This is a genomic window from Rhodanobacter sp. K2T2 (assembly GCF_013408815.1).
In the GTDB taxonomy this organism is placed as follows: domain Bacteria; phylum Pseudomonadota; class Gammaproteobacteria; order Xanthomonadales; family Rhodanobacteraceae; genus Rhodanobacter.
The window spans coordinates 1-24,366 of sequence record NZ_JACCCA010000012.1; the positions used below are offsets into that span (position 1 = coordinate 1).

A 24,366-nucleotide genomic window follows, 5' to 3' on the forward strand; every position below is an offset into this window, starting at 1 on the left:
CGGGGTGTCCGGGGTGCGCAACACCGCGCCGTCGGCGGCCAGCACTTGCAAGCCGTGCCAGTCATCGCCGGGATAGCGCTCCTTGCCCCAGCACTTGCCGGTCTGACGGAACAGGCATTGCAGCGGCTCGGCGCCAAGGCGCTGACGCGCCTGGGAGACGCCACTGCGCGCCAACAGACTGTCGCTGGCCAAGCCTTGTGCGCAGATGTTCAGCCGACGAGCCACCTCCGAGATCGGCTCGTTACGAAACAGTGCCATACCCAGCACCAGCCACAGCACTTGATCCGACGGCAAACGCCGGCGGCGAATCGTGGCCGAGGAGGAAAGAGCCAGCGCCGAGGCTACCCACTCGACAGGAATATGCTGCGCGAAGGTACTCAGATCAGAGAACGAGTGCAGCTCATCGATATCAAACAGAACACTTTGCAGGGACACAAAAAATCCGGCCTTCAACAGGTGAAGGCCGGATTCTTGGGACGCCTTGGCTACGATGCAATGCTTAAGTGAACAGCATTACCGCTTAGAGCGGGGCTTTTTATTTCAGGTATCCGTTGACCAGAGCTGGCGTCAGGCAGGCATCGAACGATGCGACTTATTTCAACGCTTGCGCAGCGTATCGCTTCAGCTGGGCTAGCATGGCTGCCAGACCGTTGGAGCGCGTCGGCGACAGGTGCTTGGCCAACCCGATGGTACCGATGAACGCCGGCTCGGTATCCACGATCTCCTGCGCCGAACGATCCGAGTACACGCGCAGCACCAGAGCGATCAGGCCAGAGACGATGGCCGAGTCGCTGATCGCATCGAAGTGCATGCTCGCCGCATTCCCGCCGGGCACCAGCCACACCATCGACTGGCAGCCGTGCACGCGGTAGTCCTCGGTTTTCCATTCCTCAGGGAAGGGCGGCAGCTGCTTGCCCAGATCGATAAGGTACTGGTAGCGCTCGGTCCAGTCGCCGAAAAAGGCAAATTCCTCGGCGATTTCGCGCTGCGCTTCGTCGGCGCTGGTGGTGGCGGTCGTAGTCATGCGTGGATTATCGCGCGCTTCGGGTGAAATCCGGGGCGTGTCCGAATGCCTCAGCCTTTCAGCACGCTCCAGCGCGTCCCTTGCGCGCCGTCTTCGATCACGATACCCATGGCGGTCAGCTCGTCGCGGATGGCATCGGCGCGGGCAAAGTCACGGGCGCCGCGCGCGACGCGACGCTGCTCCAGCAGATCGTCGACGTGCGCGGCGTCCACCGCGTTCTCGCCGCGCTTGAGCCACGCATCAGGATCTTGTTGCAGCAGCCCGAGCAGGGCGCCGCCGCCGAGCAGGGCAGCCTTGGCCTCGCTGCTGCCGCTATGCCGCGCCTTATCGGCCAGTTGCGACAGCTCGGCCAGCGCCTGCGGCGTGTTGAGGTCATCGCAGAGCGCGGCTTCGATGCGCTCGGGAACCGGCAGGCCGCCGCTGGGAATGTCGATAGGTGCCAGATCACGCAGCACGCGATACCAGCCGTCCAGCGTGCTGGTCGCTTGCTGGATGGCATTTTCCGACCAGTCCAGCGGCTGGCGGTAGTGTCCGCGCAGCAACAGCAGGCGAAGCGCTTCGGGCGGATGCAGCTTGAGCAGCTCATGCACCAGCAGCACGTTGCCCAGCGATTTGGACATCTTGCGGCCGTCGAAGGTCAGCATGCCGTTGTGCATCCACCATCGTGCAAACGTCTTGCCAACGTGCGCACTGGTCGACTGGGCGATTTCGTTTTCGTGGTGCGGAAACAGCAGGTCGACACCGCCGGCGTGGATGTCGATGGTTTCGCCCAGCTGGGCGGCGCACATCGCCGAGCATTCGATATGCCAGCCGGGGCGGCCGCGGCCCCAGGGGCTGTCCCAGCCTGCGAGGTCGGGCGTGGACGGCTTCCACAGCACGAAGTCGGCGGGGTTCTTTTTGTAAGGTGCGATCTCGACGCGGGCGCCTGCAATCAGTTCCTCGGTATCGCGGCCGGACAGCGCGCCGTAGGCTGGATACGAATCGACATCGAACAGCACGTGGCCTTCGGCGGCGTAGGCGTGGCCATTGGCGATCAGCGTCTCGTTCATCGCGATGATCTCGCCGATATGCGCGGTCGCGTGCGGCTCCAGATCCGGCGGGACGATACCCAGCCCGGCCATGTCCTCGTGATAGGCGTGGGTGTAGCGATCGGTGATCGTGCCGATCGATACGCCTTCGCGCTGCGCGGCGGCGTTGATCTTGTCCTCGACGTCGGTGATGTTGCGGGCGTAGACGACGTTCGGATAATGGCGCCGCAGCAGTCGTGCCAGCACGTCGAACACTACCGGACCGCGCGCGTTGCCGATATGCACATAGTTGTAGACCGTGGGGCCGCAGAGGTACATCGTCACGCGCTGCGGATCGAGCGGTGCGAACGGCTCCGTGCGGCGCGTCAGGCTGTTGTAGAGCGAAATCGGCATGGGCGAAAAATCCGCAACGAAGGCGTCGTGCTTGGGCAGGCAAACTTAGCCCAACATCTTAACAAGATGTAAGTGGAACGGTTGCGAAACGTTAATTCTAAGGCTGTATTCAGCGTGAACTTGATGCAATGACAAGAGGGAGCACACATCGAGCTCCACGTCCCGAGATTGGAGGTCGCAATGACCAGGTTATGGCTTTCCACGCTGGCGTTGGCCCTTGTGGCTACCAGCATCCACGCGCAGGACGTGCGTTACTCCGACCAGCCGCCGCCGCCGCCGCCGGGCGCGCCAGGGCCGGTTGGTCCGGGCCCCGATGACAACGCGCATTACGGTTGGGCGGACGTGCTGCGCGCCGATCCGGTGCAGGGTATCGTCCGCACCACGGTACCGCAGCAGCAGTGCTACAACCAGCAAGTGGTGCAGCACGATCCCGGCAACAGCGGCGTCGGTACCGTGCTAGGCGCGGTCGTCGGTGGCGTTCTGGGCAGCACCATTGGCAAAGGTGACGGCCGGGTAGCCGCCACGGTCGGTGGTGCGGTCGTCGGTGGCGCGGTCGGCAACCACGTGTCTGACCACGGTGGGGACTATTCCACCACCCAGACCAACTGCCAGCAGGTCAATACGGTCAGCGATCAGCGCCGGATCATTGGGTATGACGTCGAGTACCGCTATCGCGGTGAGGTTTACACCTCGCGTCTGAACTATGACCCGGGCGAGCGCCTGAGGGTTCGCGTGCAGGTGCAGCCGGCCGATTGATAGCTCGATTGGTAGCTATGCATCATGGGATCGCCGCCTTCGGGCGGCGATCCTCGTTAGGGCACCGAATTTTCTGTTGCGCGGCAGCGAAATTCTCGCCATTATGTGAACTCACCCGCTGGAATCTTCATGTCCGCAGCCGTCTATACCGCCAATGTCCTGACTAGCGCCCGCATGGCTGCTGGCATGACTTCGCGCGCGCGCCGACCGCTGTATCGACATTCGGCCGGGTAGGCTGTCGCACGCGTTTCATGTGTATCGACGATAAAACCCGGCCATGCGCCGGGTTTTTTTGTTTTTGAAGTTGATTTTGTACAGGTCCATCTGCAAAAAGCCAAACCCCGGCAATCCATGGCCGCACAGATACAACCAGACGCGGATCCGTCCGCAAGAGCACCGGCCATCCATGGCCGGACATTTCAAATAGACGAGCCACGACCCATGTCCATCAGGCATTTCATCACCACCCAGGATTACAGCCGCGCCGAGATCGATGCCTTGCTGGTGCAGGCCGCGGAGTTCAAGCGCTCGCCGCGCGGTCAGCAGCTGGCCGGCAAGTCGATTGCGCTGCTGTTCTTCAACCCCTCGATGCGCACGCGCACCAGCTTCGAGCTGGGTGCCTTCCATCTGGGGGGGCATGCGATCGTGCTGTCGCCGGGCAAGGACGCGTGGCCGATCGAGTTCGAGGTGGGCTCGGTGATGGATGGCGATACCGAGGAACACATCGCCGAAGTGGCGCGGGTGCTGTCGCGTTATGTCGACCTGATCGCGGTGCGGGCGTTTCCCAAATTCCAGGACTGGGCGGTGGACCGGCAGGACAGCGTGATCAAGGCCTTCGCGCAGTACGCCAAGGTGCCGGTGATCAATATGGAGACGATTACCCACCCCTGCCAGGAGCTGGCCCATGCGCTGGCGCTGAAGGAGCACCTGGGCGATCTGCAGAACAAGAAATACGTGCTGACCTGGACCTATCACCCCAAGCCGCTGAATACGGCGGTGGCCAACTCGGCGCTGCTGATCGCGACCAAGCTCGGCATGGACGTGACCCTGCTGTGCCCGACGCCGGACTACGTGCTGGACGAGCGCTACATGGAATACGGTCGTCTGAACGCCGAACAGAACGGCGGTTCGCTCAAGGTCAGCCACGACATCGAGGAAGCCTATCGCGGCGCCAACGTGGTCTATGCCAAGAGCTGGGGCGCGCTGCCGTTCTTCGGCCAATGGGACAAGGAAAAGCCGGTGCGCGAGGCGAGCAAGCATTTCATCGTCGACTCGGCCAAGATGGCGCTGACCAACCACGGCCTCTTCAGCCACTGCCTGCCGCTGCGCCGTAACATCAAGGCCACCGACGCGGTGATGGATTCGCCCGCCTGCATCGCCATCGACGAGGCCGAAAACCGCCTGCACGTGCAGAAGGCGGTGATGGCGTCGCTGATCGGCCAGCGCTGAGAGCATGCATAGGCTCTGATGCATGTACACGCCAGCCTCCTTTCGCGAATCGCGTATCGACGTCCTGCAGGACCTGATGCGCGCGTATCCGTTTGCCACGGTGGTGGCCAACGGCACGAACGGATTCGTCGCCAACCACGTGCCGTTCGAAGTGATCGGCGACGCGCTGCTGCATGGCCATGTGGCGCGCGGCAACGAGCTGGCAAGCATGGATGGCGCCGACGTGCTGCTGATCTTTCAGGGGCCGGACGGCTACATCAGTCCGAACTGGTACCCCAGCAAGCACGAGACCGGCCGCGAAGTGCCCACCTGGAATTACGCGGTGGTCCACGTGCACGGCCGCCTGCAGGTGATCGACGATGCCGCATGGAAACTCGCACTGCTGGACGCGCTCACCGATCACCACGAAGCCAGCCAGCCGTCGCCGTGGCGTGTGGCCGATGCGCCGGCCGACCACATCGAAAAATCCCTGAAGGCGATCGTTGGCATCGCGGTGACGATCGAGCGCATCGAAGGCAAGTTCAAGCTGAGCCAGAATCACCCGGCGCGCAATCAGGCGGGCGTCGTCGAGGGCCTGCGCCGGCGCGATGCCGACGGCGATGGCGAACTCGCGCAGCTGATGCTGCGTACCCAGGAGGGCCGATCATGAGTCAAGGTATGCCACATCAGCATCGGTATCGGGTGGACGTCGACTGGACCGGCAATCTCGGCAGCGGCACCCAAAGCTACCGCGGCTACGAGCGCAGCCACGAGATTCGCGTGCCGGGCAAGCCCGCGCTGGCCGGTTCATCCGATGCCGCGTTTCGCGGCGATGCCTCGCGCCACAATCCGGAAGATCTGCTGGTTGCCGCGCTGTCTTCGTGCCACATGCTGGCCTATCTGCATCTGGCAGCGACCGCCAAGGTGGTGGTGACGGCGTACAGCGATGCCGCCGAAGGCATGATGGAAACCGACGCCGACGGTGGCCGCTTTGTCGAAGTGGTGCTGCGTCCCACCGTAACCATCAGCGCGACCAGCGACGCGACGAAAGCCGCCGCGCTGCATGTCGACGCGCACCACGCCTGCTTTATCGCCAGCTCTGTCAATTTTCCGGTGCACTGCGAGCCACGCATTGTGGTCGAAGTCGCCTAGAACCCACAGACCCTTTTCCCATCAAGGATTCGCACCTCATGAGCCAAGCCAGCGCCTCCAACAAAGATATCGTCCTCGCCTTTTCCGGCGGCCTCGACACCAGCTTCTGCGTGCCATACCTGCAGGAGCGTGGCTGGGCTGTGCACACGGTGTTTGCCGATACTGGCGGCGTCGACGCGGAAGAGCGCGCGTTTATCGAGCAGCGCGCCACGGAACTGGGCGTGGCCTCGCATCTTACGGTCGACGGCGGTCCGGCAATCTGGCAAGGCTTCGTCAAGCCGTTCGTGTGGGCTGGCGAAGGCTATCAGGGCCAATATCCGCTGCTGGTATCGGATCGCTATCTGATCGTCGAGGCGGCGTTGAGGCGCGCCGGCGAGCTGGGCACCAAGGTCATCGCGCACGGCTGCACCGGCATGGGCAACGACCAGGTGCGCTTCGATCTGGCGGTGAAGTCGCTAGGCGACTACGACATCGTGGCGCCGATCCGCGAAATTCAGAAAGAGCACACCCAGACCCGTGCTTACGAGCAGGCGTATCTGGAGGAGCGCGGCTTCGAAGTGCGCGCCAAGCAGAAGAGCTACACCATCAACGAGAACGTGCTGGGCGTCACCATGTCCGGCGGCGAAATCGATCACTGGAAAACCCCGGGAGAGGGCGCGCGCGGCTGGTGCAAGCCACGCGCCGAATGGCCGTCCGAAAAACTCCGCGTGACGCTGGGCTTCGAGAAGGGCGAGGCGGTGTCGATCGATGGCCAGAAAATGGCAGGCGACAAGCTGCTGGTCAAGCTCAACGAGCTCTTCGCCGCGTACGGCGTGGGTCGCGGCATGTACACCGGCGACACCACTATCGGCCTCAAGGGACGCATCCTGTACGAGGCGCCGGGCATCGTGTCCCTGCTGACCGCGCATCGCGCGCTGGAAGAGGCCGTGCTGACCAAGCAGCAGAACCGCTTCAAGCCGGAGGTGGCACGCAAGTGGGTCGAGCTGGTGTACGAGGGTTTCTATCACGACCCGCTGAAAACCGATCTCGAAGCTTTCCTCGCCTCCAGCCAGAGCTGCGTCAACGGTGAAGTGGTGCTGGAAACCTACGGCGCGCAGGTCACCGCGGTGGAAGTGCGGTCGCCGCATATCCTCAACGCGAAGGGTGCGGTCTACGCGCAGTCGGCCGACTGGGGCGTGGCCGAGGCGGAGGGCTTCATCAAGCTGTTCGGCATGAGCAGCACGCTGTGGGCGGAGATCAATCGCTGATGAGCCACCGGGAACAGGGAACAGGGAACGGGGAACGCGGTAGCGATCTGCTGCAGGCGACCCTGAGTCATCTCAAAACCTTGGTCGCGTTCGATACGCGCAATCCACCGCGCGCGATCGGCACGGATGGCTTGTTCGATTATCTGCGCGCGCAGCTGCCAGGTTTTACGTTGACGCTGACCGATTACGGCGCGGGTGCAGTGACGCTGCATGCCGTGCGCGGTACGCCGAAAGTGCTGTTCAACGTGCATCTGGACACGGTGCCCGATTCGCCGAACTGGACGGCGGATCCGCACACGCTGCGCCTTACCGAAACCCGGGCGATCGGGCTAGGTGCCTGCGATATCAAGGGCGCGGCGGCGGCGTTGATCGCGGTGGCGAACGCGGGTGACGGCGACATGGCGATGCTGTTTTCCACCGACGAAGAGGCCAACGACGCGCGCTGCATTGCCGGCTTCCTCGGCGAATCGCATCCCTACGAGGCGATCATCGTGGCCGAGCCGACCAAGGGCGAGGCCGCGCTGACGCATCGGGGCATCCATTCAGTGATGATGCGATTTGCCGGTCATGCCGGCCATGCGTCGGGCGAGCAGAAGGCCAGCGACAGCGCGCTGCATCAGGTGATGCGCTGGGGCGATGCGGCGCTCGATTTCGTGGCGGCGCAGGCGCACGAGCGCTTCGGGGGACTCACGGGACTGCGCTTCAATATCGGCCGCGTCGAAGGCGGCATCAAGGCGAACATGATCGCGCCATCGGCCGAAGTACGCTTCGGATTTCGGCCGCTGCCGACGATGGACCCGGATCAGCTGCTGCGTCAATTTCGCACGCTGGTGGAACCGCAGCCGGCCGAATTCGAGGAAACCTTTCGTGGCGCCTCGCTGCCTGCCGGTGACACCGCGAATGCGGAAGCCAATCGTCTCGCCGCGCGCGACCTGGCTGACGAGTTGGACATTCCCGTCGGCAACGCCGTGGATTTCTGGACCGAGGCCGCGCTGTTTTCCGCCGCCGGCTACACCGCTTTCGTTTATGGCCCCGGTGACATCGCGCAGGCACACACCGCCGACGAATGGGTGACGCTGGCCCAGTTGCAGCACTACGCAGAAACCATTGATCGGATCGTCAATCGTGAAAGAGCATAAAAACACCCGCCAGACCATCGTGCGCCTGCTGGAAAGCATGGGCAGCGCGAAGGAAATTCAGCAGTACCTCAAGCGCTTTTCGCAGCTCGATGCGAAGCGCTTTGCCGTGGTCAAGGTCGGCGGCGCCGTGCTGCGCGATGAGCTGCCCGAGCTGACCTCGTCGCTGACGTTTCTGCAGCAGGTCGGCCTCACGCCGATCGTGCTGCATGGCGCGGGTCCGCAACTCGATGAGGAGCTGGCCGCGGCCGGTATCGAGAAACAGACCGTCAACGGCCTGCGCGTGACCTCGCCGCGGGCGCTGGCCATTGTGCGCAAGGTATTCCAGCAGCAGAACCTGCGTCTGGTCGAGGCGCTTCAGTCGATGGATACGCGCGCGACGTCGGTGCCGTCGGGCGTGTTCACCTCGACCTATCTCGATCAGGACGTATACGGCCTGGTCGGCAAGGTGCAGAGCATCAACCTGGCGCCGATCGAGGCCAGCCTGCGGGCCGGTTCCATCCCGGTCATCGCCAGTCTGGGCGAGACGGAAGAGGGCCAGATCCTCAATATCAACGCCGATTTCGCCGCCAACGAGCTGGTGCGCGTGCTGCAGCCGTACAAAATCGTGTTTCTCACTGGCACCGGCGGCCTGCTCGACGACAAGGGCGCGGTGATCGATTCGATCAACCTCAGCACCGAGTTCGAGCATCTGATGGCGCAGCCGTGGATCAACGGCGGCATGCGGGTGAAGATCGAGCAGATCGCCGATTTGCTGAGCGATCTGCCGTTGACGTCGTCGGTCTCGATCACGCGCCCGGCCGAGTTGGCCAAGGAGCTGTTCACGCACAAGGGTTCCGGTACCTTGGTACGGCGCGGCGAGCGCGTGCTGACGTTTGACTCTTGGGAAGGCATCGATCTGGCACGCATGCGCGTGCTGATCGAATCGAGTTTCGGCCGCACGCTGGTGCCGGATTATTTTGAGCGCACGACGCCGCGGCGTGTCTATCTCAGCGAAAACTATCGGGCCGCGATGATTCTCACCGACGAAGAAGGCCTGGCTTATCTGGACAAGTTCGCCGTGCTCGACGACGCGCAGGGCGAGGGCCTTGGCCGCGCGGTGTGGCAGGTGATGCGCGAGGAAAATCCGCAATTGTTCTGGCGCTCGCGCCACGGCAACGTGGTCAACCATTTCTACTATGCCGAGTCCGACGGCAGCCTCAAGCAGCCGCGCTGGAAAGTCTTCTGGTATGGCTTGCCCGACTTCGACACCATCGCCCGTTGCGTCGCGCACTGCGCCACGCGGCAGCCGACGCTGCTGGACTGATGCCATGAGCTTGTCGAACAACGCTGCAGAAAAAAAATCCATCGGCATCGTCGGTGCGCGCGGCCACACCGGCGTCGAGCTGATCCGTTTGGTCGCCGCCCATCCGTCGCTGGAGCTGGCTTTCGTGTCGTCGCGCGAGCTGGACGGTCAGCGCGTGGCCGAACATGTGGACGGCTATATCGGTGAGCTGCGCTACGCAAGTCTCGACGCGCCGGCGGTGGCAGGGCAGGCGGCGGACGTGGTGATCCTCGCCTTGCCCAATGGCAAGGCGGCGCCGTACGTCGAGGCAATCGAAGCAGCGCACCCGCAGGCGCTGGTGCTGGATCTCTCGGCCGACTATCGCTTCGACGAGCGCTGGTATTACGGCCTGCCCGAACTTACCCGCGACAAGTGGCGTGGTCAGACGCGCATCAGCAATCCCGGTTGCTATGCGACCGCCATGCAGCTTTCCATCGCGCCGCTGAAGGATCTGCTTGCCGCCCCGCCGGTGTGCTTTGGCGTGTCGGGCTATTCGGGCGCGGGCACCACGCCGTCGGACAAGAACGATCCTGAAAAACTGCGCGACAATCTGATGCCATACGCGCTGACGGGCCACATGCACGAGAAGGAAGCCTCGCGTCATCTCGGCGTGCCGGTCGAATTCATGCCGCACGTGGCGCCGCATTTTCGCGGCCTTACCGTCACCACCAATCTGTATCTGTCGCGCAAGATGACGCGCGAGGAAGTGCTGCAGCGCTTTCGTCATGCCTACGACGCCGAGCCACTGGTCGTCGTGCTCGACGAGGCGCCGTGGGTGAGCCGCATCGCGCACCGTCACCATGCCGAGATCGGCGGCTTCGCCTTGTCCGTCGACGGCAAGCGCGTGGTGATCGTGGCGACGCTGGACAACTTGCTCAAGGGCGCGGCCACGCAGGCGATGCAGAACATCAACCTGGCCATCGGTTGCGCCGAGCTGGCCGGCATCGATCCGGAGGCGACGGCACGACCGTGAAGCGGCAATGCCGCTCGCATCGTCGCCTACGTCTACTTCCGGAGATCCACCATGCGTTTGTCCCGCTATTTATTACCCACCCTGAAAAACGATCCCGCCGAAGCGCAGATCGTCTCGCACCGTCTGATGCTGCGCGCAGGGATGATCCGGCAGGAAGCCGCCGGCATCTACGCCTGGCTGCCGCTGGGTTTGCGAGTGCTGCGCAACATCGAGCGTATCGTGCGCGAGGAAATGGATCGGGCCGGCGCAGTCGAGCTGCTGATGCCGACGCTGCAGCTGGCCGACCTGTGGCGTGAAAGCGGTCGCTACGATGCCTATGGTCCCGAAATGCTGCGCATCACCGACAGGCACGAACGCGAATTGCTGTACGGGCCGACCAATGAGGAAATGGTCACCGACATTTTCCGCAGCCACGTCAGCTCCTGGCGCAACCTACCGTTGAACCTCTATCAGGTGCAGTGGAAATTTCGCGACGAGCAGCGCCCGCGTTTCGGCCTGATGCGCGGACGCGAATTTCTCATGAAGGACGCTTATTCGTTCGACCTGGACGAAGCAGGCGCCAAGCGCTCCTATCGGCGGATGTTCGTCGCCTACCTGCGAATGTTCGCGCGCATGGGCCTGAAGGCGATTCCCATGCGCGCGGAAACCGGCCCGATCGGTGGCGACCTGTCGCACGAGTTCATCGTGCTGGCGCAGACCGGCGAGTCAGCCGTGTATTGCGATCGCGACGTCCTCGATCTGCCGGTGCCGGCATCGGATATCGATTACACCGGGGATCTACAGCCGGTGATCGATCGATGGACGGAACGCTATGCCGCCACCGAGGACGTGCACGATGCCGCGCGCTTCGAGCGAGAGGTGGCGCCGACGCATCGCGTGCAGACCAGCGGCATCGAAGTCGGGCAGATTTTCTATTTCGGCACCAAATATTCGCTGCCGATGAAGGCAACGGTAACCGGATCGGACGGGGTAGCTCGTCCGATTCACGGTGGCTGTTACGGCGTAGGCATTTCTCGCCTGATCGGTGCGATCATCGAGGCCAGTCACGACCAGCACGGCATTGTCTGGCCCGCTTCGGTGACGCCGTTCGACGTCGGTCTGGTCAACCTCAAATGCGGCGATACGCGTTCCGACGAGGCCTGCGAAACGCTTTATGCGCAGCTCCAGGCAGCCGGTATCAGCGTGCTTTACGATGATACCGACGACCGCGCCGGCGCGAAGTTCTCCAAGATGGATCTGATCGGGCTGCCCTGGCAGCTCATCGTGGGGCCGCGTGGGCTCGACGCGGGCGTGGTAGAACTGAAACATCGCGTCAATGGCGATCGGCGGGAGCTTTCGATCGAGGCCGCCGTGCCATGGCTGACCGCAGCGCATACCCATCTTGTCGCCAATTATTCGGGTGAAAAAGCTCATGACTGATCTTCTGTGGCAAAAGGCGGGTGTGGCGACGAATGCACGCGTCATGGCGTTTCTCGCCGGTGACGACGTCCTGCTGGATCGCGAATTTTTCCTGCACGACATCACGGCCAGCAAGGCGCATGTCGAAGGCCTCGCCAACATCCATGTGGTCACGGCTGACGAAGCCGCGGCACTGAAGCGAGAACTGGACACGCTGGCCGAAGACTTTCGCAGCGGCACCTTCGTGCTGGACGATCGCTACGAAGACGGTCATTCGGCGATCGAGGCGCGTCTCACCGAACGTCTCGGCGATGCCGGTCGGCGTGTGCACACCGGTCGAAGCCGCAACGACCAGATCCTTGTCGCCACGCGCCTGTGGTTGAAAGAGCAGCTCGCCACGCTGCAATCGCACTGCCGCGCGATTGCGCAGGTCTGCCTCGACCGCGCTGCACAGCCGGCCATTCCCTTGCCCGGCTATACGCATCTGCAGCGCGCGGTGGTGTCGTCCACCGGCATGTGGTTCGCCGGCTTTGCCGAAGGCTTTATCGACAATGCCGTGCGTGCCAGACAGACGTCCGAATGGATCGACGCCAATCCGCTGGGGACAGCGGCCGGTTACGGCGTCAACCTCAAGCTGGATCGCGAGCACACTACCCAGGCGCTGGGTTTTGCGCGCATGCAGGTGTCGCCGATCTACGCGCAGCTGTCGCGCGGCAAGTTCGAGATGGCCGTGCTGGAGGCCATCGCCAGCGCACTGCTCGACCTGCGGCGGCTGGCCTGGGACCTGTCGCTGTTCACCACCGCGGAATTCAATTTCGTCAGCCTGCCCTCGGAGTACACCACCGGCAGCTCGATCATGCCGAACAAGCGCAACCCCGACGTGGTTGAGCTGTTGCGTGCCAGTTACGCGAGCGTGGCCGCGGCGCGTACCGAGATCGAGCAGCTGCTGTCGCTGCCGTCGGGTTATCAGCGCGACCTGCAGTTTTCCAAGGGCTCGTTGTTTCACGGCTGCCGCCACGGCCTGATGGCGTTGTCGCTGGTGCCCGATCTGCTGGCGCGACTGCAGTGGAACGAGATGCCCATGCGCGCGGCGATCGAGCCAGCCATGTATGCCACCGACGTGGCGATCGAGCAGGCAGCCGCCGGCGTGCCGTTCCGCGAGGCTTACCGTGCGGCGGCTGATACTGCGGCGAGTGCCGGCGAAGGCCGCACACCCGAGTCGAGCCTCGCGGCGCGCACGTCGCCCGGCGCAGGGCACGATTTGCGCTTGAATGACCTGGCTGAGCGACTGGCACAGATCGACGCATGAACGCATCGGTTTCCACCCACAACGCGACCCACTATCGCTGGGGTGGAGTCTGCGACGGTTGGCATCTTTTGGCCGGTGATGACCTCAGTGTGATTGAGGAACGTATGCTGCCCGGCGCGACCGAGTTGCGTCACCGTCATGCACGTGCCCGGCAGTTCTTCTATGTGCTGGACGGCGTAGCCACCTTGGAGGCTGGCGGTGTGACTTACTCACTGAAGGCAGGGGAGGGGCTGCATATTCCGCCGGGCACGGCGCATCAGATGTGCAACCAATGCACTGTCGACTTGCGGTTCATGGTCATCTCTGCGCCGAAGAGTCACGGTGACCGCGAACTCGTGCCGCCGGACGAGGTGGAGTAGATGGGAACTCAGGCGTCCATTCATGCTCTCCCGGTGCAGATGTTGCCGCCCTGGCGTCGCGCAGTGCTCAAGGTCGGCAGCAACCTGCTCGCCGCCGATGGCGGCGGTTTGACCGCACGTCATGCGTCGGCGCTGGCGCAGTTCATCGCTGCTAGCCATGCGCAGGGCAAAGAAGTGGTGTTGGTTTCTTCAGGCGCGGTGGCGGCGGGACGCGCGCTGCTGCGCGAGCATGCGGTCGGCGGCAGCGATCTGGTCGCGCGGCAGGCGCTGGCGGCGCTGGGGCAAGCGCCGATGATCGCGCTGTGGCAAAGCCTATCGACGCGCCCGGTGGCACAGGTGCTGCTGACCCACGACGATCTGCGCCATCGTCGTCGCTACCTCAACGCGCGCGCCACACTGCGCGAGCTGCTGGCGCTCGAGGTGCTGCCGGTGATCAACGAAAACGATACCGTAGCCGTCGACGAATTGAAGCTCGGCGACAACGACAACCTCGCCGCCATCGTGGCAGCACTGGTCGATGCCGACCTGCTGTTGATCGCTTCGGACGTCGATGCGCTGTATACCGCCGATCCGCGCCTCGATCACTCGGCGACGCCGATTGCCGACGTGCCCGAAATCACACCTGCCGTTTTCGCCATGGCCGGCGGCAGCGGCAGTCGCATCGGTACGGGTGGCATGCGTACCAAACTGGAAGCGGCCACGAAGGCCGCCGCCGCCGGCATTGCCACGGCACTGTTTTGCGGCAGCGACGCAACGACCGTGCAGGCACTCGGTGCGGGCACGCTGCGTGGCACGCTGGTGCATGCGCCGGGCAGCCGCATGCAGGCGCGCAAATACTGGTTGCGCCATGCGCCAGCCGCGCCAGGACGTATCGTGGTGGATGCGGGTGCGGCGCGCGCGCTGGCGGCCGGCCGTGCCTCGCTGTTGCCGGGAGGTGTGGTGGACGTGGAGGGCGAATTCCATCGCGGTGACATGGTCGAAATCGTCGACGCCGGTCGGCGCATCATTGCGCGTGGCCTCAGTCAATACGGTGCCGTCGAAGTACGCCGGCTGTCCGGCCACCACAGCCGCGAGATTGCGGCGCTGCTCGGCTACAGCTACGGCGGTGAAGTGGTACACCGTGACGATATGGCGACGGTCGGCACCACGGAGAGCGCGACATGAATACGATACGCGCGCTAGCACTGGCCTGTCGTGACGCGGCGCGATCGGTGGCTGCGCTGGATACAGCCGCCAAACGGCGACTGCTGCTCGCCATGGCGTGCGCGCTCGAATCGCGAACGGATGCCGTACTCGAAGCCAACGCCGAGGACATGCGGCTGGTCATGGAGAAAGGCATTCATGGCGCGATGCTCGATCGCTTGAAGCTGGATGTATCGCGCGTGCAGGCCATTGCCGATGCGCTGCGCGAAGTCGCTGAACTTTCTGATCCCGTCGGCGTGGTCACACGCCGTGAGAGCCGACAGAACGGCCTCAGCATCGAACGCGTGCGCGTGCCGCTGGGCGTGATTGCGATGATCTACGAGGCGCGTCCCAACGTCACCGCCGATGCGGCCGCGCTGTGTCTGTTCGCCGGCAATGGCGTGATCCTGCGCGGCGGTTCAGAAGCGCTGCGTTCCAACCTCGCCATCGCGGCGGCGCTGCAGGCCGCGCTGCAGGCCAATGACGTGCCGACGGCGGCGCTGACCCTGATCGACGACCTCAGCCGCGAGGCGATGATCGAGCTGCTGCAGCTCACCGATATCGTGGATCTGGCGATTCCGCGCGGCGGCGAAGGTCTGATCCGCTTCGTCGCCGAACACGCGCGTGTGCCGGTGATCAAGCACTACAAGGGTGTGTGCCATCTGTATGTGGATCGCGCTGCCGATTCGACCCTCGCGCTGAATCTGCTGATCGATGGCAAGACCACGCGTCCGGGTGTCTGCAACGCGCTGGAAACGCTGCTGGTGCATGCAGATATCGCCGACCGTTTTTTGCCGATGGCGGCGGCAGCCCTACAAGAGCTTCGCGTCGAACTGCGCGGCTGCGCGCGCAGCTGCCAGCTGGTGTCCGGCATGCAAGCAGCGACCGACGACGACTACGCAGCCGAGTTTCTCGACCTGATCCTCGCCGTGCGCATCGTCGATGATCTGGACGATGCCATCGCGCATATCCAGCGCTACGGCTCCGACCACACCGAGGTCATCGCGACAGCCGACGAGACGGTGGCCGGACGCTTCGTGCATGCGCTGAGATCGGCCGTCGTGATGGTCAACGCCTCGTCGCGTTTCTCCGACGGTGGCCAGCTCGGCCTCGGTGCGGAAATCGGTATTTCCACCACGCGACTGCATGCCTATGGTCCGATGGGCGCCGAGTCGCTCACCATCGAGCGTTTCGTGGTGCGGGGGACTGGTCAGGTCAGGCATTTGCCTGGCTGATCCGGGAGATCGTGGACAGGCTCTAAAATGGGTTCTCAAGGCTGGATAACTCGCTCAAGGCGCCAGTCGATTATGATGGCCAACCGCCGCGGCGCTTTTCGACAGGCCGTTCGACCGCTGGAAGGCGCGAATGAAGCTCAGGGACGTTGTCAAAGCTGTTCCTTTCGAAGTGAAGCCGTGAATCGTTTGATTGAAAGCACTACCGATGGGTTGCCTCTGGAGGTTTCGCCAAACACGATTGGCTCCGATGCCGCAGCGAAGCCGCGCGCGCGACGTCAGCGGCGGGTCTATCTCGTGCCGCCGGCCCGCTGGAAGTCTGCCCGGGCTTGCGCAACGATCGATTGGTCGACCATCGCACCGGCCCCTTGCTCTTGGTCGGATAAGCCGTTCAAAACCGATTCGGTCTCGAACGCTGACCGGCACCGCGTGGATTGGAGCAAAGGTTGGACTTTCGCCATTTCGCTCGCCGGCCGCTCTTCCACAGCGACGCTTTTAGCGCGACGCGGTTTCTACCGTGCAAACGCCCTGGTTATCGATAGGGCACAGGCGGCGCAGCGCTCGTGGGCAAGCTGGGATCAGGGACATAAGCGCCGCACCTTGACCGCGCTTTCCTGCTGCGCGGCGTTCGCCGCTATTGCCGTGCCGCTGGTGTCGGGCGTGGCGCATTCGCAGCCGGAGCTCGACGGTCATGCGGTGCTCAGTGGGCCGGTGACGGCGCAGACGTTGGCAAAAAATGTGGCTGCTCCGACCGCTGCGCCGCCGGCCTCGGCTGAAAAAAAGCGTGAGGTCGAATCGATCGGTGTGCTGCCGAAGGCGATCCCGGCGATGCGTTCCGAGTCGCCATCCTCCATCGCGCTGTTGTCGGATGTCAGCACGATGGACTTGATGATGCCGATCGCCGAGCCCGATCTGAACATCGCCTCGCGTCAGAGCCTGTGGACGCAGGTGGGCAGGGAGTTTGGCGTCGACCCGCTGTTGCTCTACAGCATTGCGCTGGTGGAGTCGCGCTCTTTGCATCCGGGTGGGGACGTGGGCCCGACACCCTGGCTGTTTCGGGTGAACGACCATTTGGTAGTTGGCGAACGGCACCACGTGCAGATGGAAATGGCTGTCGCGAGCCAGTTCAACGCTACCGTACAGGACGTGGGCATCATGCAGGTGTATTACCCGATGCACCGTAGCGCGGTTCGCGATCCGCTGAGCTTGCTGGACCCGAAAACCAATATCTCCGTCGCCGCGAAGATCCTGCACGACGGTATGCACGAAACGCGCGATCCGGTGCTTGGCGTCGGCTATTACCACAGCCATACGCAGCAGCTGGCGAGAGATTACGGCACCGCCGTGATGACGGTTTATCAGCGGCTCAAGGGCGTGTATCGATCGGGGAAGAATGGGCAGGTCGTGGCGCGCTAGTCTGGACTTGCTTGCGCTGCAAATCCCGGTACCCAGCGTCACCTGGCAAGGCTAGGGAAATAGCGCGCTTGCTCTCCCGCCGCTGCGCTTCGTCGAATCACACCGTAGAACGCATTAGCCCGGCGCGGCCTTCTTTTTCGGTGCAGACCGTTTTGCTACGGCCGTTACCGGCACCGGATTAGCGATCGCTGCATCCAGTGTCAGCCCTTTCAGAGCGCGTTCGACTCGCATCAGTCCAAAGTTCTCGACGAAGGCCATCACGCACGGGCGCAGATTTTCCTCGCCGCTGTTCGAGTTGCTCATATTCGTCGCCGACAGCCCGAAGTTGATCGACAGCATCCAAAGCCCCTCGTGGATGCCCGCGCTTTTCAACAGAATGACCAGCAGCTCTTCGTGCGAAAAAGAATATTTGATGGCGTCGGTCATGGATGTGCTCATTGAGCCGCAGTTACTCACCGCTGCAGCTTGGCGCTAGCGCGTGTCTGCTGCAAGTCACCAGCGGATCGTTTGTCAGCAGGACGTTTGCCAACAGCAGAGCTTCGCCGTCGCGTGTGGGAGCTGGAAATGATCGTCAGATGCCTTGGCCATGTGCTCAATCGCGTCGACGTTCATGGTCATGTTGTGCAGTCGCAGCAATATTGCTGCGGTCACCAAACGGTTACTCGATTCCAACACAAACTCAAGTTTCTCCCGCTGGAGGCGATAACATTAGGGAATGACGGGGTGATTTGAGCGGCCGATTCCAGGTCATTAAGGCCCGTTCATCCGTTGCAGCTCCGGTAGATTTTTAGGCTGAAAAGCGTGTTCTCAAGCGAGTAGACGCATCGCAACGGATTGGATGGAGTGTCACTTATTCGGTACGAGGCATTCCATGATCTCGTTCTTAACACCGCTCAAAAAACGCATTCATTCGCTGGCAAGAACATTTTCCGAGCATCTGCCAGGAGACTTCTCGCTCGATGAAAGTAACTCGATCATGGTGGCCGGTCAGTCAACGCCGGTGTTGCGCCTTGACGGTAAATCGATGAATCTGAATTTCGTGGTGCCCGATCGTTTCACTGAAGCGACCGGCGGCACCGCAACTCTTTTCGTGCGCCGTGACGATGATTTTGTCCGGGTTACCACGTCCGTCAGAAAGCAGGATGGGGAACGGGCCATCGGAACGATTCTGGATCGATCGCATCCCGCCTATCGGCCGCTGCTGGCCGGCCAGTTCTACCTCGGCTACGCCACGATTTTCGGCAAGCAGTTCATGACACAGTACGACCCGATCATCGACCCGGACGGACGGATCATCGGGGTGCGCTATGTGGGGCTGGATGTCAGTCATATGCGTATTGTTGGCGTGCCGCTGCGCGCGGCCGCCATCACGGCATGCCTCTATAGCGGCGCATTTCTGGTATTCAGTTGGCTGACCCGCCCGATGATGTCCGTGGTCGCCGAAAACTGGCTGATCCGGTTCGGCCTGCTGTCCTGCCTGGGCATGGCCTTTGCGGTCTATGTGTTGATGGTCAGGAACGTCAGTCGACCGATGGCAGATTGTCGTACGGCCGCAGGCAGGATAGCCGCCGGCGATCTGAGCGCGCAGGTGCACGTCAGCCGCCGTGATGATGTCGGTCAACTGCTTCAGGCCATTAATGGAATCGGCGTGGGACTGGCCAATGTTGTCGGCGAAGTACGCCAGGCGAGCGATGGTGTGCACACCGCATCGCATCAGATCGCAGCAGGTACATCGGATCTCTCGACGCGCACACAGACGCAGGCGGCTGCGCTTGAGGAAACGGTCTCGGCGATGGAGGAGCTCGCTTCCACGGTAAGACAGAATGCCATCCATGCAGGTGAAGCCAGCGCACTGGTCGCTTCGGCGGCTACGCTGGCCCAGGATGGCGGCGAGATGGTCGGCCAGGTGGTATCCACCATGGCCGAAATCAGGTTCAAGGCGCACAGCATCGAAAACATCATCGGCCTGATCGACGGCATTGCTTTTCAAAGCAATATCCTCGCCCTCAACGCCGCGGTCGAAGCTGCTCGCGCAGGCGAGCAGGGAAGAGGTTTTTCGGTGGTGGCTACCGAAGTACGTACGCTCGCCCAGCGCTCGGCCGCCGCGGCAAGGGAAGTAAAACAGTTGATCGCCGCCTCCGTCGAAACGGTGGATGCCGGGTGCGAACTGGTCGATCTCACGGGCATTGCCACCAAGGCGATTGCCGGATCGATCCATGAGGCCTCGCTGCTGATGCTGCAGATATCAACGGCGAGCGACGACCAAAGCAAGGGTCTGGCCGAAATCAAGCATGCCATCGAACTCATGGATCAGGCGACCCAGCAAAACGCAGCGCTGGTCGAACAATCCGCTGCCGCCGCGAAGAGCATGGAGGAGCAGGCGGCTGTTCTCGGCAAAGCGGTATCGGTTTTCAAGACCGCCCACTAAGAACCTGTTCATGATCTCCCTGCGCGAGGCAGGTGGAGATCATGAATAAGAGGTTCTAAGCCAACGCTGCCGGCCGTGAGCATACCGTCGATCGCGCCGGAAGAACGTGGAAATATCGAAGAAGCGATGAGCGGCTTTCGAGGCGGAAACTTTCCGCGTCGAACTATCGCGGTATGGTTTTACGGCAAGGTTCGTATGACGACGCCAAGGACTAGCTTGCTGGCGTTGACCACTCCCGCACCGCCGCCACAAACGCCAGGCAATCCGCAAAACGGTTGTATAGCGGGGCGGGCGATATGCGGATGACGTCGGGCTCGCGCCAGTCGCCGATGATGCCGTGGTCCATCAAGTACTCGAACAGTGCTCGACCGCGATCGCGGCCGCCGACGACGCGGATGGAAAGCTGTGCACCGCGGCGATTGGGATCGCTGGGGGTCACGATGTCGAGAACATCGACAAGTTGGTTTTTGACCAGCCACTCGAGATAGCCGGTCAGCTGCAGCGATTTCTCGCGCAGCTGGCGCATGCCGGCGCGGCGAAACATGTCGAGCGAGACACGCAGCGGCGCCAGCGACAGGATCGGCGGGTTGGACAGCTGCCAGCCTTCGACGCCGTGGATCGGCACAAACGCCGGACCCATCTGAAAACGCGTGGCCTTGTCGTGTCCCCACCAGCCGGCGAAGCGCGGCAGCACGGCATCGGCATGACGCTCGTGCACGAAGGCGCCGCCGACGGCGCCGGGGCCGGCGTTGAGATATTTGTAGTGGCACCAGATCGCGAAGTCGGCGCCACTGTCGTGCAGCTGCAGCGGCAGGTTGCCCACGGCGTGGGCAAGGTCGAAGCCGACGGTGCATCCGTGGCGGTGCGCCAGCGCGGTGATCGCTTTCAGATCGAACGCCTGGCCATTGCGGTACTGGATGCCAGGCAGCATCACCAACGCGATGCGCGAACCGTGCTCAGCCAGCGCGCGCTCGATCGCGGCCATGGAAATGAGGCCGTTCGGTTCGTCGGCTTCCAGCTCGATCAGCGCGGTGGCGGGATCGAAGCCATGAAAGCGCACCTGCGATTCCACTGCGTAGCGATCGGTGGGGAAGGCGCCGGCTTCGATCAGGATAGCGGGGCGCTCCTGTGTCGGGCGATAAAAGCTCACCATCAGCAGGTGCAGGTTGACCCCGAGAGTATTCATCGCCACCACTTCGGACGGCTTGGCGCCGACGACGAGGGCGAGATCGTCACGCAGATAGTCTTCGTAGTTCAGCCACGGCTGGCGACCCTTGAAATGGCCTTCCACGCCCAGCTCGGCCCAGTAGTCGAGCTCGGTCGTGACCGCTTCGCGCACGCCGCGCGCCTGCAGCCCGAGCGAATTGCCGCAAAAATAGACGCTGTCCACCTTTTGGCCATCCGCGCCTTCGTGTGGCGGGATCAGAAATTCGTCGCGGAACGCGCGCAGGGGGTCGGCGGCGTCGCGCTGCTGCGCCCATTCGGTGGTGGCCTGGTAGTCGCTGACGTCGTGCATCTCGGTTGTCCTGTGGATGGGCGGGAGCGCGAACCGGCGCTCGCTTCGTGCAGCGGCGACTTTACCCGCGACGGCGTCGTCTAGACAGTGAAGGCAGCCGCTGGCGTTGTCGCCTGCCTGCCGCCGCGCGCAGGCCGCGGCGAGATAGGCGCAAGGTGGTCGCGGACGTTACTTGAGTTTGGCAGCGATGGCGTCGCAGTCTTTGTCGAAGGCGGCTTTCCACGCAGGGCCGGCCTCACTCTGCGATGGGCGCAGGCAGCGCAGCGAGACCGCGACGCCGTTCTTGAACCAGTAACGTTCGCTGTAGCTGTACTGCACGCCGCTTTCCTGTGCCGTATAGACGAATGTGTTGGCGCCGGGCGCTACCGCCGCGGTTTTGTAACCGGGCAGCGCCAGCGCCTTGGCCGACGTGGTGCCCACGTACTGCTGAAAAGCGCTCATGTCGGCGACCTGCTTCACCGTTACGGTGACGCGCGACAGGCTGACCTTGCCGGTGGGCGAGCGGTCGGGCACCTGGAACACATGCACTTCGGGGTCGCCCTGCGTATCGAGGATATCCACCCAGTCGTCCGGCGTGCGGAACTGCACGCTGCCGTTGGCCATGCTGACGTCGGCGGCGTGCAGCGTGCCGGCCAGCAGCAGCGTGGTGGCGATGGCGGCGAGGCTGGAAGAGGCGGTGCGCAGAACACTCATGCTGACTCCTGGAATAGACCGAAAAGAGCGGCCATTAATGAAGCAATATCCTATGGGGTACGTCCTCGCAAAGCCGCGCCTTGAGACGATCGGGCGCCAGCATGATTCATGTAGACGCCGCGCGCCGCTTTCTTCAGAGGAATCCCCACGCTCCAAGGATAAACGCTACGGGGACTGTTCTGCTTGATGCCGGTCGCCTGGGCGCCATGCAACGCCCGCCCCGCTATCCGTGCCGGCGGCTACCGCACCCAGGTCAGGTCACGCCCGTGCCGGCAACGGTGCCCAGCGACGATGCTTGCGCGCTGCGCCCCAGCACATGGGCCAGTGTATCGACGTTGTCGACCAGGCGGTCGCTGATGCGCTTGAGCAGGTCGGCAGTGTGCTTGTTGTCGGACATCGCCAGCAGGGTGGCGAGGCTGCGCTGCAGCGTGCGTAGGTCCGATGGCAGCTGCGGCGCGCGGTCCTCGCGCAGCGCGTTGGCGATTTCCTGCAGCGCGATCGCCACGTGATCGACGAAGCCACTGATCTCGCTGGATTCCGGCAGCGCGTCGTCGTTGTCGATCACTGCTTCCAGCGTCATGGCGGTGCGCGCCAGGCGGTTGCCGTTGGCGAACAGGGCGTTAGCTAGATCCAATAGCACGATCGGTGTGCCGGGTTCGGCGCGCATACGGTCAAGCGAGGCCTGGGCATTGGTGCGCGCGGTGCGCGCCGCCGTACGCGCTTCGCGATGGGCGTCGCGAAGCTCGGGCCGCGCCAGCGCCCGCAGATAGTTGGCATAGGCATCCAGCATGTCCGACAGCGCGGCGCGCACGCGGCCTTTTTCCCAGGTCGGCCACAGCACGTAGGCGAGCAGGGCCATGCCGCTGCCGAGTACGGTGTTGATCACGCGATCGTGCACGGCCGCGCCGGAGTTCACGCCCTCGTAAGACAGCAGAATCACCACGGTGCCGGTCAACGCGGCCACCGCTGCGCCGTAATGCGCCGTGGCCAGGTAGCGAAAAATCATGCACAGCACCGCCATCAGGGCCAGATGCGTCCATGGCTCGGCCGGCGTGATGTGCAGCAGCACCGTGGTGAGCACCAGCCCGAGGATCGTGCCGACCACGCGCAGCAGGCCAAAGTTGAAGGTCGCAGCGAAGTCCGGGCGCAACACGATGGCGGCCGTCATCGGCAGCCAGTAGCCGTGCGGCAGATGCAGTTGGCGTGAGACGAACATGGCCAGACTCAGGCAGACGGCGCTGCGCACGGCGTGGCGAAACGCGACCGAGTGGGGCGTCAGGCTGGCGCGCAGGGTCGCCAGCGCGGAGCTGCTGCGCAGAGCGGCAGGCAGCGGCGTCTCGGCGGCGGCGGCGCGCATCTCACCCTTGCTGCCGGCCCAGTTGGCGTTGCGCACGGCGGCGGCGAGCTGGCCGGACAGTGCATGGATGTGCCGCGCCAGCGTGTCCGGCGGTGCATCGGCGCCGAGCAACGCGGTTTCGCTGGCTTGAAGTGTTTGCAGCATGCGCTCGGCTTGCCGAGGCGGTTCGCCTTCGTCGAGCGCGTCGGCGATGGTCGCCAATACGCGCGCCGCATCGTCGCGAAACATCGCGTGGATGGTGGGGTTGGCGCGCAGCTCGGCCATTGCCGTGAGCTCAAGGCGGATACGCTCGGCCAGTTCCAGCAACACGCCGAAGGCTTCCATCGCACGACCGCGTGCGTGATGCCGGCCGAGCAGGGTGTGCTGCAATGTCGTCATGGCACCGGACAGCGCCGGTACGTCGGCATCGTCATAGGTTTGCTGGCGCGCCAGCGTCGCCAATCCGCGATAGACGGCTGCCAGTGCCAATCGCTCTGGCCGGTAGCGTTGCAGTGGCCAGGCGGCGATCGAAAAAGCCGTCAGCAGCAGACCGCCGCTCAGCAGCAGGCCGGCGCCGAGCAGCGCATGTGGCAGCGTGGTCGGCGTGTACGCGGTCACCACCAGCAGAATCATGCTGGTCATGCCTACCCGCGCAATATCTACACCGAACACCACCAGCAGGCCGCCAAAAAATCCGAAGACCATGGTGGCGAACAGCAGCGGCACCAGCTGACCGCCGATCAGAAATCCGCACAGCGAGGCCACGGCGGCGGCAAGCGAAGCCAGCACCAGCTGCTGCATGCGCTGCCGATAAGGGCCGGGCTGATCGGAAAACATCGTGTTGAGCGCGCCGGCTGCAATACCGATGCCCACCTCGATATAGCCGGTGGCCAGGCCGATGCCAAGCGGCAGAATGACCGCCGCCGTATTGCGCAGCAGGACCCACAGCGGCACATCCGGCCGCTTGGCCGTGGTCAGGCTCTCCAGCATTTTTCTGCTCAGCGAGTAGCCGGTGGTGGGCATGAATGGCGGTGAC

Annotated in this window: 22 protein-coding genes; 15 read left to right on the top strand and 7 right to left on the bottom strand. The window is 63.5% G+C overall.

The genetic code is table 11. The features are described from left to right. From HDE78_RS17260 to cysS, 3 genes are all read right to left on the bottom strand, one after another. A partial coding sequence (locus tag HDE78_RS17260) for a transposase domain-containing protein (protein WP_179481964.1) occupies positions 1-429 on the bottom strand: 429 nt, incomplete at its 3' end. A gap of 163 nt (positions 430-592) precedes the next feature. Then, a complete protein-coding gene (locus HDE78_RS17265; protein ID WP_179481786.1) occupies positions 593-1,024 on the bottom strand; it encodes a SufE family protein in 432 nt (143 codons plus the stop codon). Between the two features lie 50 nt (positions 1,025-1,074). Next, entirely contained in the window at positions 1,075-2,445 is a 1,371-nt protein-coding gene (gene cysS / locus HDE78_RS17270; protein ID WP_179481788.1) for a cysteine--tRNA ligase, read from the bottom strand. Positions 2,446-2,625: 180 nt separating this feature from the next. Between cysS and HDE78_RS17275 the strand changes: the two genes are divergently transcribed. The 14 genes from HDE78_RS17275 to HDE78_RS17340 all read left to right on the top strand — a co-directional run bounded on the left by HDE78_RS17275 (position 2,626) and on the right by HDE78_RS17340 (position 17,357). Beyond that, complete coding sequence (locus HDE78_RS17275; protein ID WP_179481790.1) at positions 2,626-3,201, top strand: glycine zipper 2TM domain-containing protein; 576 nt, start codon at positions 2,626-2,628, stop codon at positions 3,199-3,201. A gap of 441 nt (positions 3,202-3,642) precedes the next feature. Further along, positions 3,643-4,650 carry an N-acetylornithine carbamoyltransferase gene (locus HDE78_RS17280; RefSeq protein ID WP_179481792.1) on the top strand — a complete coding sequence of 336 codons (1,008 nt, stop codon included), beginning with the start codon at positions 3,643-3,645 and terminating at the stop codon, positions 4,648-4,650. Positions 4,651-4,672: 22 nt separating this feature from the next. Then, on the top strand, positions 4,673-5,299 hold the full coding sequence (locus HDE78_RS17285) for an FMN-binding negative transcriptional regulator (RefSeq protein WP_179481794.1): 627 nt from the start codon (positions 4,673-4,675) through the stop codon (positions 5,297-5,299). After that, positions 5,296-5,781 carry an OsmC family protein gene (locus HDE78_RS17290; protein WP_255457877.1) on the top strand — a complete coding sequence of 162 codons (486 nt, stop codon included), beginning with the start codon at positions 5,296-5,298 and terminating at the stop codon, positions 5,779-5,781. Before HDE78_RS17285 ends, HDE78_RS17290 begins: the two co-directional genes overlap by 4 nt. A 38-nt stretch (positions 5,782-5,819) precedes the next feature. Beyond that, on the top strand, positions 5,820-7,028 hold the full coding sequence (locus HDE78_RS17295) for an argininosuccinate synthase (protein ID WP_179481796.1): 1,209 nt from the start codon (positions 5,820-5,822) through the stop codon (positions 7,026-7,028). Beyond that, positions 7,028-8,167, top strand: coding sequence for an acetylornithine deacetylase (locus HDE78_RS17300; RefSeq protein WP_179481798.1), 1,140 nt, complete (start codon positions 7,028-7,030; stop codon positions 8,165-8,167). Before HDE78_RS17295 ends, HDE78_RS17300 begins: the two co-directional genes overlap by 1 nt. Continuing rightward, a complete protein-coding gene (locus HDE78_RS17305; RefSeq protein WP_179481800.1) occupies positions 8,154-9,470 on the top strand; it encodes an acetylglutamate kinase in 1,317 nt (438 codons plus the stop codon). The genes HDE78_RS17300 and HDE78_RS17305 overlap by 14 nt, the downstream gene beginning before the upstream one ends. A gap of 4 nt (positions 9,471-9,474) precedes the next feature. Then, positions 9,475-10,461, top strand: coding sequence for an N-acetyl-gamma-glutamyl-phosphate reductase (gene argC, locus HDE78_RS17310; RefSeq protein ID WP_179481802.1), 987 nt, complete (start codon positions 9,475-9,477; stop codon positions 10,459-10,461). 51 nt (positions 10,462-10,512) lie between these two features. Beyond that, on the top strand, positions 10,513-11,880 hold the full coding sequence (gene proS / locus HDE78_RS17315; protein ID WP_179481804.1) for a proline--tRNA ligase: 1,368 nt from the start codon (positions 10,513-10,515) through the stop codon (positions 11,878-11,880). Continuing rightward, positions 11,873-13,168 (top strand): argininosuccinate lyase, encoded by a 1,296-nt coding sequence (gene argH, locus HDE78_RS17320; RefSeq protein WP_179481806.1) that lies wholly within the window; start codon positions 11,873-11,875, stop codon positions 13,166-13,168. Before proS ends, argH begins: the two co-directional genes overlap by 8 nt. Further along, a complete protein-coding gene (locus tag HDE78_RS17325) occupies positions 13,165-13,527 on the top strand; it encodes a cupin domain-containing protein (protein ID WP_179481808.1) in 363 nt (120 codons plus the stop codon). The genes argH and HDE78_RS17325 overlap by 4 nt, the downstream gene beginning before the upstream one ends. Further along, a complete protein-coding gene (gene proB, locus HDE78_RS17330; protein ID WP_179481810.1) occupies positions 13,528-14,691 on the top strand; it encodes a glutamate 5-kinase in 1,164 nt (387 codons plus the stop codon). Next, positions 14,688-15,944 carry a glutamate-5-semialdehyde dehydrogenase gene (locus HDE78_RS17335; protein WP_179481812.1) on the top strand — a complete coding sequence of 419 codons (1,257 nt, stop codon included), beginning with the start codon at positions 14,688-14,690 and terminating at the stop codon, positions 15,942-15,944. The genes proB and HDE78_RS17335 overlap by 4 nt, the downstream gene beginning before the upstream one ends. A 597-nt stretch (positions 15,945-16,541) precedes the next feature. Further along, a complete protein-coding gene (locus HDE78_RS17340) occupies positions 16,542-17,357 on the top strand; it encodes a transglycosylase SLT domain-containing protein (protein ID WP_255457878.1) in 816 nt (271 codons plus the stop codon). A gap of 114 nt (positions 17,358-17,471) precedes the next feature. Here the strand turns inward: HDE78_RS17340 and HDE78_RS17345 are convergent, their stop codons facing one another. After that, complete coding sequence (locus tag HDE78_RS17345) at positions 17,472-17,783, bottom strand: hypothetical protein (RefSeq protein WP_179481814.1); 312 nt, start codon at positions 17,781-17,783, stop codon at positions 17,472-17,474. Between the two features lie 445 nt (positions 17,784-18,228). Here HDE78_RS17345 and HDE78_RS17350 point away from each other — a divergent pair, with 445 nt between their 5' ends. After that, the gene (locus HDE78_RS17350) at positions 18,229-19,785 is read left to right on the top strand and encodes a Cache 3/Cache 2 fusion domain-containing protein (protein ID WP_179481816.1); all 1,557 of its coding nucleotides are present in this window, start codon (positions 18,229-18,231) and stop codon (positions 19,783-19,785) included. A 211-nt stretch (positions 19,786-19,996) separates the two neighbouring features. Here HDE78_RS17350 and kynU read toward each other — a convergent pair whose 3' ends face one another. The 3 genes from kynU to HDE78_RS17365 all read right to left on the bottom strand — a co-directional run bounded on the left by kynU (position 19,997) and on the right by HDE78_RS17365 (position 24,353). Continuing rightward, positions 19,997-21,301, bottom strand: coding sequence for a kynureninase (gene kynU, locus HDE78_RS17355; RefSeq protein WP_179481818.1), 1,305 nt, complete (start codon positions 21,299-21,301; stop codon positions 19,997-19,999). A 168-nt stretch (positions 21,302-21,469) separates the two neighbouring features. After that, positions 21,470-21,994 carry a hypothetical protein gene (locus tag HDE78_RS17360; RefSeq protein WP_179481820.1) on the bottom strand — a complete coding sequence of 175 codons (525 nt, stop codon included), beginning with the start codon at positions 21,992-21,994 and terminating at the stop codon, positions 21,470-21,472. A gap of 253 nt (positions 21,995-22,247) precedes the next feature. Beyond that, positions 22,248-24,353 carry an FUSC family protein gene (locus HDE78_RS17365; RefSeq protein ID WP_179481822.1) on the bottom strand — a complete coding sequence of 702 codons (2,106 nt, stop codon included), beginning with the start codon at positions 24,351-24,353 and terminating at the stop codon, positions 22,248-22,250. Between the last annotated feature and the right edge of the window lie 13 nt (positions 24,354-24,366).